This window comes from Microvirga roseola, from assembly GCF_020866965.1.
GTDB lineage: Bacteria > Pseudomonadota > Alphaproteobacteria > Rhizobiales > Beijerinckiaceae > Microvirga > Microvirga roseola.
The window spans coordinates 12,400-28,569 of the sequence record NZ_JAJATX010000028.1 but is presented as its reverse complement, the minus strand read 5'-3'; the positions used below and the strand labels follow the sequence as shown (position 1 = coordinate 28,569).

General features: G+C 63.9%; 18 protein-coding genes and 1 tRNA gene. 14 read left to right on the top strand and 5 right to left on the bottom strand.

The window, feature by feature from the left end:
• Nucleotides 1-40: 40 nt before the first annotated feature.
• Both LG661_RS15655 and LG661_RS15650 read right to left on the bottom strand, forming a co-directional pair.
• Nucleotides 41-271 carry a hypothetical protein gene (locus tag LG661_RS15655; protein ID WP_230532826.1) on the bottom strand — a complete coding sequence of 77 codons (231 nt, stop codon included), beginning with the start codon at nt 269-271 and terminating at the stop codon, nt 41-43.
• Nucleotides 272-318: 47 nt separating this feature from the next.
• Nucleotides 319-756, bottom strand: a complete 438-nt coding sequence (locus tag LG661_RS15650) for a cadherin repeat domain-containing protein (RefSeq protein WP_230532825.1) — start codon at nt 754-756, stop codon at nt 319-321.
• 373 nt (nt 757-1,129) lie between these two features.
• Here LG661_RS15650 and LG661_RS15645 point away from each other — a divergent pair, with 373 nt between their 5' ends.
• The 9 genes from LG661_RS15645 to LG661_RS15605 all read left to right on the top strand — a co-directional run bounded on the left by LG661_RS15645 (nt 1,130) and on the right by LG661_RS15605 (nt 9,731).
• A complete protein-coding gene (locus tag LG661_RS15645; protein WP_230532824.1) occupies nt 1,130-3,685 on the top strand; it encodes a TIGR02302 family protein in 2,556 nt (851 codons plus the stop codon).
• Nucleotides 3,686-3,806: 121 nt separating this feature from the next.
• On the top strand, nt 3,807-3,998 hold the full coding sequence (locus LG661_RS15640; RefSeq protein ID WP_230532823.1) for a twin transmembrane helix small protein: 192 nt from the start codon (nt 3,807-3,809) through the stop codon (nt 3,996-3,998).
• 101 nt (nt 3,999-4,099) lie between these two features.
• Nucleotides 4,100-4,696 carry an acyloxyacyl hydrolase gene (locus LG661_RS15635; RefSeq protein ID WP_230532822.1) on the top strand — a complete coding sequence of 199 codons (597 nt, stop codon included), beginning with the start codon at nt 4,100-4,102 and terminating at the stop codon, nt 4,694-4,696.
• A gap of 24 nt (nt 4,697-4,720) precedes the next feature.
• A complete protein-coding gene (locus LG661_RS15630; RefSeq protein WP_230532821.1) occupies nt 4,721-5,296 on the top strand; it encodes a cob(I)yrinic acid a,c-diamide adenosyltransferase in 576 nt (191 codons plus the stop codon).
• Nucleotides 5,297-5,499: 203 nt separating this feature from the next.
• Nucleotides 5,500-6,207, top strand: a complete 708-nt coding sequence (locus tag LG661_RS15625) for a rhomboid family intramembrane serine protease (protein WP_230532820.1) — start codon at nt 5,500-5,502, stop codon at nt 6,205-6,207.
• Between the two features lie 102 nt (nt 6,208-6,309).
• A complete protein-coding gene (locus tag LG661_RS15620; RefSeq protein WP_230532819.1) occupies nt 6,310-7,059 on the top strand; it encodes an electron transfer flavoprotein subunit beta/FixA family protein in 750 nt (249 codons plus the stop codon).
• Between the two features lie 13 nt (nt 7,060-7,072).
• A complete protein-coding gene (locus LG661_RS15615) occupies nt 7,073-8,017 on the top strand; it encodes an electron transfer flavoprotein subunit alpha/FixB family protein (RefSeq protein ID WP_230532818.1) in 945 nt (314 codons plus the stop codon).
• 77 nt (nt 8,018-8,094) lie between these two features.
• On the top strand, nt 8,095-8,976 hold the full coding sequence (locus LG661_RS15610) for a 3-hydroxybutyryl-CoA dehydrogenase (RefSeq protein ID WP_230532817.1): 882 nt from the start codon (nt 8,095-8,097) through the stop codon (nt 8,974-8,976).
• A gap of 185 nt (nt 8,977-9,161) precedes the next feature.
• A complete protein-coding gene (locus LG661_RS15605) occupies nt 9,162-9,731 on the top strand; it encodes an HNH endonuclease (RefSeq protein ID WP_230532816.1) in 570 nt (189 codons plus the stop codon).
• A gap of 17 nt (nt 9,732-9,748) precedes the next feature.
• On the opposite strand, the gene LG661_RS15600 is transcribed toward LG661_RS15605, so the two are convergent.
• A complete protein-coding gene (locus LG661_RS15600) occupies nt 9,749-10,249 on the bottom strand; it encodes a disulfide bond formation protein B (RefSeq protein ID WP_230532815.1) in 501 nt (166 codons plus the stop codon).
• A 13-nt stretch (nt 10,250-10,262) separates the two neighbouring features.
• A complete protein-coding gene (locus tag LG661_RS15595) occupies nt 10,263-10,844 on the bottom strand; it encodes a YqaA family protein (protein WP_230532814.1) in 582 nt (193 codons plus the stop codon).
• 152 nt (nt 10,845-10,996) lie between these two features.
• Between LG661_RS15595 and LG661_RS15590 the strand changes: the two genes are divergently transcribed.
• The 5 genes from LG661_RS15590 (at nt 10,997) to LG661_RS15570 (ending at nt 15,436) form a co-directional block, all read left to right on the top strand.
• A tRNA-Leu gene (locus LG661_RS15590) sits at nt 10,997-11,081 on the top strand.
• A 336-nt stretch (nt 11,082-11,417) separates the two neighbouring features.
• A complete protein-coding gene (locus LG661_RS15585; protein WP_230532813.1) occupies nt 11,418-11,810 on the top strand; it encodes a hypothetical protein in 393 nt (130 codons plus the stop codon).
• Nucleotide 11,811: 1 nt separating this feature from the next.
• On the top strand, nt 11,812-12,330 hold the full coding sequence (locus tag LG661_RS15580) for a hypothetical protein (RefSeq protein WP_230532812.1): 519 nt from the start codon (nt 11,812-11,814) through the stop codon (nt 12,328-12,330).
• Between the two features lie 210 nt (nt 12,331-12,540).
• On the top strand, nt 12,541-12,771 hold the full coding sequence (locus tag LG661_RS15575) for a hypothetical protein (protein ID WP_230532811.1): 231 nt from the start codon (nt 12,541-12,543) through the stop codon (nt 12,769-12,771).
• Nucleotides 12,772-13,129: 358 nt separating this feature from the next.
• On the top strand, nt 13,130-15,436 hold the full coding sequence (locus tag LG661_RS15570) for an MHYT domain-containing protein (RefSeq protein WP_230532810.1): 2,307 nt from the start codon (nt 13,130-13,132) through the stop codon (nt 15,434-15,436).
• A gap of 36 nt (nt 15,437-15,472) precedes the next feature.
• Here LG661_RS15570 and LG661_RS15565 read toward each other — a convergent pair whose 3' ends face one another.
• Nucleotides 15,473-16,117, bottom strand: a complete 645-nt coding sequence (locus tag LG661_RS15565) for a hypothetical protein (protein ID WP_230532809.1) — start codon at nt 16,115-16,117, stop codon at nt 15,473-15,475.
• Nucleotides 16,118-16,170 lie beyond the last annotated feature (53 nt).

Below are 16,170 nucleotides of genomic sequence, written 5' to 3'. Positions count from 1 at the left end.
CATCCGATACGGTGACAGTAAAGCTTTGATGCGCCTCGTTCTAGTCGTCGAGAACGACCCCGGCCTGGACCAGGACCGTGTAGCTGCCATCATCGTTCCTCACCAGATCGAACACTTGCTCACTGGCTTCGGAAAGTGCGTAGCTGACTTCGTCGCTTTCCATGTCCTGAGCCGTCAGCCGGCCGACCGGCGTACCGCCCCCTGCTCCCTCGACGACAGGCTCCTCGGTGAAGGTTACCTCCGGGGGATTATTCTCGTCTTCGACCGTCACAGTGACGGGCCGGATGATGGAATTTCCCGCCGAGTCCGTTACCTTAACTAGAGTGTGTGGGTGCTGCCCTCGGCGCCGAGGGCGGCCTTCACGAGGATCTCGTCGCCGTTGATCCGGAAGAGGTCATGGTCGAGGGGCGTATCATCCGTCTCGCTCGTTACCAGCGTAAAGGTGAACGTGTCCCCCTCGTCCGGATCCTCAGCGCCGAGCGCAGCGACAACATCGCCGATTTCGGCATGCTCCCCAATCGCGGCCTCGACCGGCGTGAGCCCCGTCGGAGCCTCGTTCACGTCAGTGACGTCAACAATGATCTCGGGCATCCCCTCGCCCGTTACTGGGTCTCCGATTTTTGTGCCCTTGTCACCATCTGCCGTCAGAAAGACCAGAATCTGGGGACGGGTTTCATGATTGAAGCCGTTGCTCGACTTCACTACGAGGTTGAAGGCTCCTTCCTCCTGTTCGTCTGGCACAACATCGAACAGCATCTCGCTTTCGCCTAAGAGCGAAAAGGTGAACTTCTCACCCTCGCGGCCGCCTTCAACCCTCAGCGTCCCGAATGTGGAATGTTATCTCTTCGCTGGTTGGGGCATTTGTATTGAAATAATGTTTCTTAGATCAAGACTAGAGACCTGCAGTGGTGGAATCCAAAAAGCAACCACCGGCAATGCTGTTCTATTAAATTCTATTTTAAATTGCCGCCCCTAAAGCCAGTCCTCCATCGCGTGCACCCCGGTTCCGAGCCGCAGGTCAAGACTTGTTGATCCTCTGTGCCCATTTGACCGCTGGCCTTCGGATGAGGCCGTGCTAGCTTCCAAAGGGGGTTGTCGACGGACCAGGATTCAGCGGAGACTTTTTGGCATGAGCGAAGGCTCCAACCCCTCGCCTGCGCAAAGCAGCCTCGACAGGCGGCTCGGACGCCTCATCACCCGTGCCCGCTGGTCCCTGTGGTGGGAGGAGGCCTGGCCGCGGCTCTGGCTGCCGGTCGCCATCGTCCTGCTCTTCCTAACCCTGTCCTGGTTCGGTCTCTGGCTCGATGCCTCGCCCCTCTGGCGGGGCCTGGGCCTTGCGCTGTTCGCAGCGGCCTTTCTCCTGTCCCTCTGGCCTCTCCTGCGCCTGCGGATGCCGGGCCGCACGAGCGCCCTCGACAGGCTGGACCGCGATACCGGCCTGAATCACGGCCCGGCCCGGGTGCTCGACGATTCCCTGACGCTCGGCTCGGCCGATCCGGGAACGCGCGCGCTGTGGGCCCTGCACCGCAAGCGGGCGGAGGAGACCATCTCCCGGATGCGGGTTGCCCCGCCCCGTCCCGACATGCCGCGGCGCGACCGCTACGCCCTGCGCGCGGCGGGCATCCTGGCCGTCGTGACGAGCGCCTTCGTGGCCGGCCCCGAGATCGGGACTCGCCTTGCCGCCGCCTTCGATTGGCGGGATGTCGAGATGGCTTCCCCGTCCTTCCGGATCGACGGATGGATCGACCCGCCGCTCTACACCCGCATGCCCCCGCTCATGATCGATCTCGCGCGGAATCAGCGCCTGCGCGCGCCGATCAACTCCACCGTCGTGATCCGCGTCGCGGGCGAGGGAAAGGCCGAAATCGCACCCGGCGAGGAGCTGACGGCCCTGCCGCCCAAGGAGAACCAGCGCGCCGATCTGCACGAGGAGCGCTATACGCTCAACGATACGGCCGAATTGACGATCCGGACAGGCTTTGCCCAAAGCGTCACCTTGACGATTGAGGCGATCCCCGACCAGCCCCCGCAGATCGCCTTTGCCAGCCCGCCCGAGGTCAATGCCCGCGGCAGCTTCACGCTCAGCTATAAGGGCAAGGACGATTACGGCATCACCGCCCTGGAAGGTCAGGTTGAGAAGGCGGAAGGCGGCCAGGGCCGCTCTCTCGTGACGGCCCCTCAGATGAACCTTGCCATTCCGAGCCATGAGGAGAACGCGCCGGAAACCCGCTCCCCCGTGGATCTCACCAACCACCCCTGGGCCGGCGCGAAGGTCACGATCAAGCTGCGCGCGAAGGATGAGGCGGGCCAGGAGGGTGAGAGCGAAGCCCTCACGATGACCCTGCCGCAAAGGCCCTTCGCCAATCCGCTCGCAAGGGCGCTGGTGGAGCAGCGGCGCAATCTCGTGCTCAATCCCGACGACCGCAAGCGCGTGCAGACCGCCCTCGACGCGCTGCTGATCGAGCCCACGCTCTTCACGCCGCAATGGGGCGTGTTCATGGGGCTGGACATCGCCTCCGAGCGCCTGCGCAATGCGCGGACGGACCAACACCTCCTCGAGGTCGCCGACTGGCTCTGGAGCATGGCGCTGCAGATCGAAGAGGGGGACCTCACCGATGCGGAGCGCCAGCTGCGCGCGGCGCAGGAGCGCCTGAAGGAGGCCATGGACCGGGGCGCAACCGACGAGGAGATCCGGCGGCTGACCGAGGAGCTGCGGCAGGCCATGGACCGCTTCCTGCGCGAGTTCGCTCAGCGGATGCAGCAGAATCGTCAGGCCCAGGACCAGAACCAGCGCACGCCCGACCGGATGATCTCGCAGGACGATCTCAACCGCATGCTGCGCGAGATGGAGGACGCCATGCGCCGCGGCGACGTGGCCGAGGCCCAGCGCCTCCTCGAACAGCTGCGCAATATCCTGGAGAACCTCCAGACCGCCCAGCCGAACAGCCGCACGAGCGATCCCCTCGGCCAGGAGATGAACCAAGCCATGCGGGACCTCGAGGACATGGCCCGGGAGCAGCAGAACCTGCGCGATGAGACCTTCCGGCAAGGCCAGAACCAACGCATGCAGGAAGGCGAGCGCGGCCAGCGGCAGGGCCAGAGGGGCCAGCGCCAGCAGGGGCAACAGGGCCAGCAAGGGCAGCAAGGAGAAGGTCAGCAGCAAGGCGAGAACGGCCAGGGTGACCTTCAGGAGCGCCAGCAGGCGCTCCGAGAGCGACTGCAGGAACTGCAGCGGCGCATGCAGGGCATGGGCATGGAGGGCGAGCAGGGCCTCGGCGACGCCGAAGGCGCCATGCGCGAGGCGGAGGAGGCCTTGGGCCAGGGCCAGGACGGCCCCGCCGTCGACGCCCAGGGCCGTGCGCTGGAATCCCTGCGCCAGGGCATGCAGGGCATGGCTCAGCAGATGCAACAGATGCAGCAGGGCAACCAGCAGGCGGGCGACCAGCCCGGCGAAGGGGATCCGCAAGGCGGCCAGCAGGCGGGACCGCTCAGTACCGATCCCCTGGGCCGCCCGCAAAGGAACAGGGGCTACAGGGACGACGGCCGGGTTCAAGTGCCGGAAGCCGGGCAGTCCGCAGCCCAGCGGGCCCAGCGGATCCTGGAGGAACTGCGGCGCAAGCTGGGCGATCCCACCCGCCCGACGGAAGAGCTCGACTACTTCGAGCGGCTTCTGCGCCGGAACTGAGCCCTCAGCATCGCGCGGAGACCGACCCCCCTTCTTCCGCGCGATGCATTAAGACAAATCGGCCTCTTGCCTCGTGTCCGGGTTCGGGCCACGGTCGCCCGGACCTCCCTACGGAATCACGATGACAAGCTTTGCCGACCTTCTTGTGCCCACCGCCGTGCTGGCCGTGGCCTTTGTCCTGCTCCTGGGCCTCGTCAACATGCTGCGCGGCGGCAGCGCCAACCGGTCGCAGACTCTCATGCGCTGGCGTGTCCTGCTTCAGTTTCTGGCCATTATCCTGATCATGGGAATCATCTGGTGGCGAGCGGTCTAGCTGACCCAGTCTTGACACTTTTTCGCCGCCGTCTTTTAAAGGTTTTATTAGCCATAAGGGGTACACCTTTAGGGCATTGATTCTAAAACAACGGATTTTTTATGCGCATCAGAACTGTCACGGGCCTGAGCCTCATGATCCTTGCCATGGGATCATCGGGTGTCCTGTCCGCAGACGGGACAAGGCAATCCGGCCCGGCACCCACCTCTTATCAGTCCAGCTTCATCTCTGAATTCCGCTTCGGCCTGTCCGCTCAGGACCCCTGGGGGGCAGAGGGCCGCGACGGCTCCGCCAACCTGACCGGCGAGCTCCTCTTCGCAAAGCCCTTTACTGCCTCGGACCTTTTTACCAGCTACTTCATTCCCCGCCCTCATATCGGCGGCAGCCTGAATTTCGACGACCGGACGAGCTTCGCTTATGCCGGCCTCTCCTGGACCATCGACGTTACGCCCAACCTCTTCGTCGAGGGCAGCTTCGGCGGCGCGATCCATAACGGCAAGAAGGACGTCTACAATCCCTTCGCCGAGCAGCAGGCCCTGGGCTGCACTGCCCTATTCCGCGAATCCGGCTCGGTGGGCGTGCGGCTCTCGGCCAACTGGAGCGTCATGGCGACCGTCGAGCACCTCTCCAATGCCGGCTCCTGCTCCGACAATCGGGGCTTGACGAACGTCGGCGCTCGGGTTGGGTATTCCTTCTAGGCAAATCCCAGCACCGGGCCACCAATGGTCGTTCTCAACCGAATCTATACCCGCACCGGGGATCAGGGCACCACGGCTCTTGCCGCCGGCGGACGCCGCCCGAAGAACGATCTTCGCATCGAAACCTTCGGCACTGTGGACGAAACCAACGCCTGCATCGGCCTCGCCCGGCTGCATACGGCCGGTCATGATGTCGACGCCATGCTGGGCCGGATCCAGAACGACCTCTTCGATCTCGGCGCGGATCTGGCCACTGTCGAGACCGGCAAGCCCCTGCCTTACGAGCCGCTGCGCATCACGCAAGCGCAGGTGGACCGGCTCGAGCAGGAGATCGACCGGCTCAACGAGCACCTGGAGCCGCTTCGCTCCTTCGTCCTGCCGGGAGGGACGGCTGCCGCCGCCGCGCTCCATCTCGCCCGCACCGTCTGCCGCCGCGCCGAGCGCCATGCGGTCGAGTTGATGCACAGGCCAGACGAGACGGTCTCGCCGGAGGTCGTGAAATACCTCAACCGGCTGTCGGATTTTCTCTTCGTCGCGTCCCGCTACGTCAACGACAAGGGCGCAATCGACGTCCTCTGGGTCCCGGGCCAGAACCGTTAGCGCACCCCGCGCGGGAAAATGGCCCCAGCTTTTCTCGGATGCGGACCATCGCTGCGCCGAAGGACGTGCTTGAGTCGCGAATGAGCATCGGATAGTTCCAGAGGTGCAATCCATTCTGGATCCGATGCTTTCTCTTGAGATGAGAGCATCGTTCGGGCGCAAAACCGGGTCCACTTTTCCGCACGATGCTCTAGGAGCGGATCATGTTTCTTCCGCTTCACGACGGCGTTCCCCTCCAGCACATGAAGACGCCGCTTGCGACCCGTGCGCTCATCGGGCTCTGCATCCTCGTCTATCTTCTCACCTTCTTCGGCCCCATCGGCCCGGATGCGATGGTGGGCGGCTTCGGCCTGATCCCGGGCGTCCTGTTCGACACGGAAGTCCTGCCCGAAGGCTTTCCCTTCGTGCCCGTCGAGCTGACGCTCGCGACCAATATCCTCCTCCATGGATCGCTGTTCCACCTCGCAGGCAACATGCTGTTCCTGTGGGTGTTCGGCGACAACGTGGAGGATGCGATGGGCCATCTCCGCTTCGTCCTGTTCTTCGTCCTGTGCGGGGTCGCCGCGAGCCTCGCCCATGCCTTCGTGACGCCGGACCCGCACCGCCCGCTGATCGGGGCCTCCGGCGGCGTTTCGGGCGTCGTGGCTGCCTATCTCATTCTCTACCCGCGGGTGCGCATCTGGGGCCTCTTCCTGAAGGGCATCCCTTTGCGCCTGCCGGCCTACTGGGCCATCGGCTTCTGGTTCGCCTTCCAGTTCGCCTCGGCGTTTCTTGGCGGCGACGACGCCGTCGGCTGGTTCGCCCATCTTGGCGGCTTCGCCGCCGGCGCTATTCTCATCCCCCTCATGCGACACCGCTACGATCCTGTTCTGGCCCGCGTCGAGGCTCAGGAAATGCAGGCGCCGCGTTGACAATCGGGAGCCGCCCGCTACGGTCCGATCCATCTTTTTCCGACCTGTCCGGAGAGCCGGCTATGGCTTTTTCCGGACCTGATCTTCGATGAGGACAGACGAATGAAACTGCTCGTGCCTGTGAAGCGGGTTGTCGACTACAACGTGAAGATCCGGGTAAAGCCGGACGGATCGGGCGTAGAGCTCGCCAACGTGAAGATGTCCATGAATCCCTTCGACGAGATCGCCGTCGAAGAGGCGGTTCGCCTGAAGGAACAGGGCAAGGCCACCGAGATCGTCGCCGTTTCCATCGGCCCGGCTCAGGCCGCCGAAACCCTGCGCACCGCGCTCGCCATGGGCGCCGACCGCGGCATCCTGGTCAAGACCGACGCCACCGTCGAACCGCTCGCCGTCGCCAAGATCCTCAAGAAGGTCATCGAGCAGGAAAGCCCGCAGCTCGTCATCATGGGCAAGCAGGCCATCGACGACGATTCCAACCAGACCGGCCAGATGCTGGCTGCTCTTCTCGGCTGGCCGCAGGGCACCTTCGCCTTCAAGGTGAATGTCGGCGACGGCTCGATCGACGTGACCCGCGAGGTCGATGGCGGCCTGCAGACGGTCGGCCTCAAGCTGCCGGCCATCGTCACCACGGACCTGCGCCTCAACGAGCCGCGCTATGCGTCGCTCCCCAACATCATGAAGGCCAAGAAGAAGCCTCTCGACGAGACCTCGCCCGAGGCGCTCGGCGTCGATGTCAGCCCCCGCCTGCAGGTGGTGAAGACCGCAGAGCCCGGCGGCCGCAAGGCCGGCGTCAAGGTCGGCTCCGTGGCCGAACTGGTTCAGAAGCTCAAGACCGAAGCCGGCGTGCTCTAAGGGAGGAATGACAATGACCACATTGCTGTTTGCCGAGCACGACAACGCTCAGCTCAAGGACGTCACCCACAAGGCGCTCTCCGCCGCCAAGGCTCTCGGTGCGCCCGTTCACGTGCTGGTGGCCGGCTCCAACGCCCGCGCCGCCGCAGAAGCGGCTGCAAAGCTGGAGGGCGTGGAGAAGGTGCTGCTGGCCGATGCGCCCGCATACGAGCACCAGCTCGCCGAGCCGACCGCAGCGCTCATCGTGTCGCTCGCCGGCTCCTACGACGCCCTGGTGGCGCCTGCCACCAGCAAGGGCAAGAACATCATGCCGCGCGTCGCGGCGCTGCTCGACGTGATGCAGGTCTCGGACATCACCAAGGTGGTGTCCCCCGACACCTTCGACCGACCGATCTATGCCGGCAACGCGATCCAGACGGTGCAGGCGACCGACGCCAAGAAGGTGATCACCGTGCGCACCGCCGCCTTCCCGGCGGCCGGTGAAGGCGGCTCGGCGGCCATCGAGACGGTGAATGCAGCCGAGGATCCTCAGCTTTCGAGCTTCAAGGGCGAGGAGATCGCCAAGTCCGACCGTCCCGAGCTGACCTCGGCCCGGATCATCATCTCCGGCGGGCGTTCTCTCGGCTCGGCCGAGAACTTCACCACGTATATCGAGCCGATCGCCGACAAGCTCGGAGCCGCCATGGGCGCCTCGCGCGCCGCCGTCGATGCGGGCTATGCGCCCAACGACTGGCAGGTCGGTCAGACCGGCAAGGTGGTGGCCCCCGACCTCTACATCGCGGTCGGCATCTCGGGCGCAATCCAGCACCTCGCCGGCATGAAGGACTCGAAGGTGATCGTGGCGATCAACAAGGACGAGGAGGCCCCGATCTTCCAGGTGGCCGATTACGGACTCGTCGGCGACCTCTTCCAGATCCTCCCCCAACTACAGGAGGAGTTGACCAAAGCCGGTCAATAAGGTCAGGAATAATGACGGATCGGGCGGGACCTCCCGCCCGGTCGCTGTGACGACATGAAGGTCAGGCGGCAGGTAAGATGGGCATCGAGATCAAAACGGTTGGCGTGATCGGCGCAGGGCAGATGGGCAACGGCATCGCCCACGTGTGCTCGCTCGCAGGGCTCAACGTTCGTCTCAATGATCTCTCGGAGGAGCGGATCAATGCCGGGCTCGCCACCATCAACGGCAACATGGCGCGCCAGGTCTCGAAGGGCGCCATCACTGACGCCGACCGGCAGGCTGCCCTCGAGCGCATCCGCCCTGCCCTGACCTACGATGATCTCTCCACCTGCGATATCGTCATCGAGGCTGCAACCGAGAACGAGGAGGTGAAGCGCAAGATCTTCACCGCCCTGTGCCCGTCGCTGCGCTCCGATGCCATGATCGCGACCAATACGTCCTCGATCTCCATCACGCGGCTTGCCGCCTCCACGGACCGGCCGGAAAAGTTCATCGGCATCCATTTCATGAACCCGGTGCCGGTAATGCAGCTCGTGGAGCTGATCCGGGGCATCGCGACCGAGGATCCGACCTACGAATCGGCCAAGGAGTTCATCGGCAAGCTCGGAAAGACCGCGACCGTCTCCGAGGACTTCCCGGCCTTCATCGTCAACCGCATCCTGCTGCCGATGATCAATGAGGCGATCTATACCCTTTATGAGGGCGTGGGATCGGTCGAGGCCATCGACACGGCCATGCGGCTCGGCGCGAACCATCCAATGGGCCCGCTCCAGCTCGCCGACTTCATCGGCCTCGACACCTGCCTCTCCATCATGCAGGTGCTCTACGAGGGCCTAGCCGATTCCAAATACCGCCCCTGCCCGCTCCTGGTAAAGTATGTGGAGGCCGGCTGGCTCGGACGGAAAACCAAGCGCGGCTTCTACGATTATCGCGGCGAGAACCCGGTTCCGACGCGCTAAGTCCCTGCCGGAACCGGCATTTTCCGGCCATTGCACCCGCCCGACAGGGGTTTCGGACCTGTACCGGCCTGTCGACTGTCCTGTGGGTGCGTCACAAACGCCGCGCGCGTGAACTTCACAACAGCGTCACACTGCCTATAGTCTTATTGGACGGGATACGACTCTTCTCTCTATGAGGAGGTGAGGTGACGATACACGTCCAACCTGTTGTGCGGCCTGAGGCCTGTCCGGCCCTCGTCCTCAATGCCGATTACCGGCCCTTGAGCTATTACCCTTTGTCCATCTGGTGTTGGCAGGATGCGATCAAGGCGGTGTTCCTCGACCGGGTCAATATCGTCTCCGAGTATGACAAGGTCGTCCGAAGTCCGAGCTTCGAAATCCGCCTTCCCTCGGTCATTTCCCTGAAAACCTACGTCCAGCCGTCCCGTCACCCGGCCTTCACCCGCTTCAACGTCTTCCTGCGCGACCGCTTCACCTGTCAGTATTGCGGCACCCGCGAGGACCTGACCTTCGACCATGTCATTCCCCGCTCCAAGGGGGGACAGACCACCTGGGAGAACGTCGTCGCCGCCTGCGCGCCCTGCAATCTCAGGAAGGGGGACAAGATGCCCCGCGAAGTGGAAATGTGGCCCCGCCAGAGCCCCTTCGCCCCGACGATCCACGACCTCCACTCCAATGGCCGCCTCTTCCCGCCGAACTACCTACACGACAGCTGGATGGACTATCTCTACTGGGACAGCGAGCTGGAGCCGTAAAACCCCTCGCCCATCCATCAGCGCCCGAAGAAGATGCCCTTATCGGCCGCCGCCTTGGCGGCGAAGGCCGCGAGTGCAAGCGAAATCACCACGTTCCATCCCGCCAGCGACAGCCCGACGAACCGCCATGCGGCCTCCGTACAGCTGACCACGCGCGTGTTCTGCAGCTGGTTCAGGAAATCGCCCACATTGCCTGGGCTGGCGCCCGATCCGCCGCCGCAATCGCTGGGCCCGGCCCAGAAGCCCCATTCGACTCCGGAATGGTAGGCGCCGAGACCGGCGCTCACGAGGAAGATCACAGCCAGGAGCCACAGGCCCGCCCGCGCCCAGCGCGGCGGCATGAGCGCCGCGACAAGGCCGAGCGGAACGGCGATGTAATAGGGATTGCGCTGGGTCAGGCACAGCTTGCAGGGCACGTAGCCGAAGACGTGTTCGAAGATCAGCGCGCCGCCGACGGTGGCCGCGGCACCGAGCGCCACGGCCAGAGCCGCCTGTCGCATGGAGAGCTTGAAGCGCATCGGCCCCTCCCTCTCAGATCAGATACCGGACAGCCGCAAAACCGCCGATGAACAGGGCGACGCCGGCAGCCGCGATCAGGTTGAAATGGCGGTCGATCAGAGCCTTGATGAACGGCCCGAACCGGCTCATCAGCAGGGCGATGAAATAGAAGCGGGCCCCGCGCGCCAGGACGGAGAGCAGGATGAACCAGAGCAGGTTGTATCCCGCAAGCCCCGACATGATGGTGACGAGCTTGTAGGGAAGAGGCGTCAGGCCTCCGAGCAGGATCACCCAGGATCCGTACTCCTCGTACCAGGCCCGGAAGAGCTCTACCTTGTCGTTAAGCCCATAGAAGTCGATCAGCCAGAGGCCGACCGTGTCGTACATCAGGAGGCCGATCATGTACCCGAAGACACCGCCCAGGACCGAAGTCGCCGTGCAGATGGCGCCGTAGCGCCACGCCCTGTCCGGCCGGGCCAGCATCATCGGCACCAGCATCACGTCCGGCGGAACGGGAAAGAAGGAGCTCTCCGAGAAGGATACGGCGGCCAGGGCATAGGGGGCCGAAGGCCGGGCCGCGAGGGACAGGGTCCAGTCGTAAAGGCGTCTCAGCATGGTGTCCCGCAGGGTCCGACAGAAACAGGGGCCACTCGCCCCAGCCCCTTTGAGCACAAGCCGCCGCACTTGGCGAGAGGCGCACCTGCGGCGCCCTATCACATCTGCCTCATTGACCATGCTCGACGGTGCATGCTAGTCGGCAGGTCCTTGCCCCTGTGGCGGAATTGGTAGACGCGCTCGACTCAAAATCGAGTTCCGCAAGGAGTGCTGGTTCGATCCCGGCCAGGGGCACCATTGCCTTTTTCAGATGGTACGGCGAGCGCCGCAATCACAGCTTCAGGCCGCGCTCTTTACTATAACAATATAGCTTAAATCGCGCCCCTTTTTGCATTAGTCGCTCCTTACCGCATCCGAATTTCGCCTGCCGTAAATGGATGGGCATGACGATTCAGACTCTTTCGCTGGCAATGCCGCAGAAGTCCTCTCGGGCGGGAAATTGTTAACCACTGACGTGGATATCCCTTGCGTAACGCCAATGCTCTATACCTTTCATCCGATTTTATATATTTGCATGCCATCGTTCCATCACGCGGCATGAATTGAAACCGCGCCAGAGAGATCATTGCGAAGATGTCGGACGAGGAAGTTGAAAAGATTGCCGAGCTGCTGGCCAAGGTCGGAGGCTCCTGGTTCCCCGAGCGCACCAAGGCCGCCCTGCGCGCCATCAACAGCCGCCATCGGGATGTGGCCCGTCTCGTAATCGCCGAACTTGACCGCACACGCGGCGTCGAGCAGGAAGCGGATTCGACGGGCAGCCCGGCTTCCGGAGGCGCCGATCCGTTCAATTTCGCCCAGGACGATCAGCTCTATGTAGGAGCAACCGTCGTCTATCGCCCTCCGGGCGAGAAGCGGGCGATCACCTGCCGGGTCGAGAAGATGGATCATGGCCGCGCCTATCTGGTCCCCGCCCCCCGGGAGATCGGCTGGGTCTCCGTTCACACTCTCCTGCCGTTGAAGTCCTGACATGTCGCACACCAGTCAACCCGGCGAGGCCGACCGGTCGGCCAGCAAGAGCAAGGCCCCAGCGGTCATCCACTATTTCAACTCGTCCGGCGAATGGATCGCATTCCGCCGGGAGAAGAACGACCGCCACCTCTTCGACAAGCAGGGGAACTGGATCGGCTGGTTTCCCTGGGACGAGACCGAGGTAGTCGACGTCAATGGTGATTATCTCGGAACGGTGATCGACGGCGACCGCATTTATCGCAGGACCACCTACCAGCCGCCGAAGCCTCGTCCAGGCGTCCCGGTCTATCCCGGCAATGTGGGCTATGTGGGATATCCGGGCTTCACCTCCTATTGCACGCCGCCGCGCGGCTTCGAGGATGTGGATACCAACTGGACCTATGCCGAGCGTCATCACCTGGTGATGAGAAGCCGCGCCAAGCAGCGCAAGAAAATGGGCTTCCTGCAGCGCTTCCTGACGAAACTTCGTCGCGTCATGCATGCCCTTAAAGAGCCGGTCGATCCCATCGGGCGGTGAGCCCGCCTGTGGGCCTACGGATGCGGCGCCCGGCTCTTTGCCGGCCTCTACCACTTTCGAGACATTGCGAATCTCTTCTGTCGGGTCGTAGACATAGCTCCAAGCTGAAAAGCTCAGTACCGCGGTGCGACAGCAAGTCGAAGTAACAAGCGCCGCAACAAGAGAAGCGTTTCCGCAAAACAAACTGACTTCATAGTCAGGGGGCCAATCATGAACGACCAAATCGAGTTTGTCGCTCGGGCGTTTTACGATGCCGAGGGCGAGGGGCAGTGCTGGGCATCCGAGCCCGAAATCCTCAAGGAAGAATTCCGCCGGTTCGCCCGCGAGGCCATCGAACTCCTCGGGGACGACAGCGACCTGTCGCTGCAGGACCTGAGCCTGGCCGGCTCGGCCCAAGGCTCCTTCGAGGCATCCTCCGCGCTGCGCCGTTACGCGGCCTGAAAATATCGAGCGCCCGTGGCGCAGATGTGCCATGGGCCTCCGGCCGAATGCTTGCGCCAGCCTTATCTGCGCTCGATGACCGTCACGATCCGGCGTGAGCTCGGCTCCACGATCACGACCTGATCGCGCACGGCTTACGCACTGGGACAACCCGGTCCGCATCATCCCTTGCGAGCACGATTGATAGGCGTCTCTGTCGGGCTCCTTACCCATTTTTTCCGTACCCTGGATGATTGAAACAGGGTCACGTTCGCCGGTGGAACTTCCGACGGGCCGGAGAGTTTCTCTTGCGCTCTTCTTAAGGCTACGCTTGGGTGCGTATCCTCCGGCATGAGCGATCCCCGAGGAACGAACAGGAATGTCCCACGTCGGCACCCATGACGGAACTCTGGTCGCCCTGTCCGTTCTCACCGCAACGGTTGCGTCCTATACGGCCCTCGACCTGGCCGGCCGAATCCGTGTCTCGACAGGTTTCGCCAAAGGGGCTTGGCTCGCAACGGCGGCCGTGGCCATGGGAGGCGGCATCTGGGCGATGCACTTCGTCGCCATGCTGGCCTTTCAGGTGCCGGACCTGCATGTCACCTACGATACCGCCCTGACGCTTTTCTCTCTCCTGCTGCCCATTCTGGTAACGGGGTTCGGCTTCTACATCGTGAGCCGGACGGCTTCCGGCCTCTGGGCTCTGGTCGTCAGCGGTCTCCTCATGGGGCTGGGAATCGTCGGCATGCATTACATGGGCATGTCCGCGATGCAGATGGCGGCGGATCTCCGCCACGAGAGCCTGTGGGTGGGCATCTCGGCGCTGATCGCCATCGGTGCGTCCACAATCGCGCTCTGGCTCGCCTTCCGGAATGTAGGCTTTACCCAAAGACTCATTGCTGCCGTCGTCATGGGCCTTGCCGTTTCGGGCATGCACTACGCAGCCATGCAGGGAACGGTCTTCAGCGCCCACTCCCCGGTGGACGAAGCCCATGCGCATGCAAGCCTCGACCAGACCAACCTGGCTCTCGGTATCTCGGCCACAACCTTCCTGATCCTGTTCCTGGCCCTCGTCGCGGCCATGTTCGATCGCCGCTTCGGCCAGATGGCGGAACGCGAGGCTCGAGCCCTGCGGGAAAGCGAGGAGCGCTTTCGGAATTTCTACAACAGGACTCCCCTGCCCCTGCACATCCTGCGCGAGAACGGCGTCATCGATGGCGTGAGCGATGCCTGGCTCGAGCTCCTGGGCTACAGCCGCGAGGAGGTGGAAGGCCGCATCATCACCGATTTTATGACGGAGGACTCCGTCCGCAAGCGGAGCGAAGTCGCCTGGCCCACTCTTCTCAAGGCCGGCGAAGCCAAGGACGTCGAGTATCGTTTCGTGGCGAAGGACGGCCGCGTTCTGGATGTCCTCCTGTCGGGGCGCGTCGAGCGGGACGCCGGGGGCCGGATCAAGCACATCCTCGGCGGCGTCGTCGATGTCACCGCCCGCAAGCGTGCGGAAGATGCCCTGCGGCAGGCCCAGAAGATCGAGGCGGTCGGGGCGCTCACCGGCAGCATCGCCCATGATTTCAACAACCTGCTCGCGGTGGTGCTCGGCAATCTCGACCTCCTGCGCAACCGCTTGCCGGACGATCCCAAAGCCAAGCGCCTGCTGGATACCGCGATCCAGGGCGCTGAGCGGGGCGCAGTCCTCACCCAGCGGATGCTGGCCTTTGCGCGTCGTCAGGATCTGAAGGCCGAGATCGTCGACGTGCGCGAGCTCGTAACCGGCATAGCCGATCTCCTCCAGCGCTCCATCGGACCCATGGTGCAGATCGAGACCCGCTTCCCCCTGGGCCTCTCCGCGATCCATGTCGATGCGAACCAGCTCGAGCTGGCCCTGCTCAACCTCGTCGTGAATGCGCGCGACGCCATGCCCGATGGCGGCGTGATCACGATCGCTGCGCGCGGTGAGACCGTCACGGACGGCCATAAGTGCGGTCTGCCACCCGGTCCTTATGTCTGCCTCTCTGTCAGGGATACGGGCGAAGGCATGGACGATGCGACCCTGGCGCGGGCCATGGAGCCGTTCTTCACGACCAAGGGAGTCGGCAAGGGGACCGGCCTCGGTCTTTCGATGGTGCATGGGCTGGCAGCCCAATCCGGCGGCTGCCTGCTGCTGAACAGCGACCGGGACCGGGGAACTACGGCGGAGATCTGGCTTCCTGCGGCGCATGCGATCCAGACGGCCGAACCCTCCGCGCAGACAGGCGGGCTGCCGGTCGAGCGGACCGGCTCGGCGCCATCGCCCCTGACCATTCTTGCGGTGGATGACGATCTTCTCGTCCTGCAGAACACGGTCGCCATGCTCGAGGATCTCGGGCACCGGGTCGTCGAGTTCTCGTCTGCCGAGGAGGTCCTCTCCTATCTGGACAGCGGCCGACCGGTCGATCTCGTCATCACCGACCAGGCGATGCCGCGCATGACAGGCGTCCAGCTCGCCGGCAGGATCAAAGCGCAGTGGCCGCATCTGCCGATCATCCTTGCGACGGGCTATGCCGATCTTTCTCCTGGAGCCGATGAAGGCCTCACGAGGCTCAACAAACCGTTCCGGCAGGATGCGCTCATCCGCTCTCTGTCAGAGAGCCTTGTGCCGGTGCATGAGTCGGAGAAGATCATTCCGTTCCGGCCCCGGCAAAGCTGAGGGGCTGCGGCACGGCGCAGCCCCTGGGCCGTTCTCTCAACGTTGCGCAGAACGCTGATAGAGCGGACGGTTCACCGCATAGGTGCGGTTGCCGACACGCACGGCGTCGGCGAGCAGAAGCGCCCGGTTATTGCCGATGCGGACGACCTGACCGCGCACGGCGATCGGTGCGCCGCGCCTCAGATTGGAGGTGCGGATGTTCTGGCCGACATCGGCCACGACGCGGCGGCCGGGCTGCGTCTCGAAGACGACCAGATAGTTGGGCGTGCTGACGCCGCGAACGCGGATGGGTCGCACGGAAACGATACGCCCGCGCTCCTGGCGGTACTGCGAAGGCACCTGCTGCCGGGCCTGCTGCATCTGCTGACCCTGCGCCCCGGACCGGAAGTCGCGGGGCATCACGTCGGCGCTCACGCCGGCGCGGTTGTGAGCCCGCTGCGCAATGTTCGCAAGGGCCTGGCGGCAGGCCTGGAGATTGTTGTTGTCCCGGAAGGTGCGCGCCTGATCGAGCGTGACGGACATGTTGGCCGTTCCTTGCGATCTCTGAAGCACACGGATCAGCTCGGAACAGGAATTGTCCTGGGCCTGCATGGACCGGTTCTGCTGGGCGAGAGCAGGAGCGGCAAGAAGGGCCGCCGACCCGGCGAGAACGAGGAGCATTTTCGAACGAATGAGGGTCATGAGATTGTCCTCCAAAGGTCGGTTCTTGCGCCGGACGGACCGGCACAGCGGTT